We start from the raw sequence: 373 nt of genomic DNA on the forward strand, positions 1-373 counted from the left end.
CGCGCTCTGCAATACGTAGAGCAATTAACAAAAATGGGCGTCCACAGCTTAAAAATAGAAGGCCGTACTAAATCTTTTTACTACTTAGCGCGTACTGCACAGCTTTACCGCAAAGCAATTGACGACGCCGTAGCGGGTCGACCATTTGATGCATACTTATTTAAAACATTTGAAAACTTAGCGCACCGTGGGTATACCGAAGGATTTTTAAAACGCCCCGCCCATCAAGAGTATCAAAACTATGAATACGGCCATTCAGTATCAGACAAACAACACTTTGTTGGCGAAGTTATAGAGCGAAAAGCAAATGGCTTAGAAGAAAGCGACGTAAAAAATAAATTTTTTCTATGCCTGTCCCGTGGGCTCATGCAGC

General features: G+C 42.6%; 1 protein-coding gene. It reads left to right on the forward strand.

From position 1 onward, the window contains the following. The coding region (locus CWB85_RS22265) for a U32 family peptidase (protein WP_171039082.1) at nt 1–373 on the forward strand (373 nt) is incomplete at both ends.

The organism is Pseudoalteromonas sp. S1727 (genome assembly GCF_005886375.1).
GTDB classification, from domain to species: domain Bacteria; phylum Pseudomonadota; class Gammaproteobacteria; order Enterobacterales; family Alteromonadaceae; genus Pseudoalteromonas; species Pseudoalteromonas haloplanktis.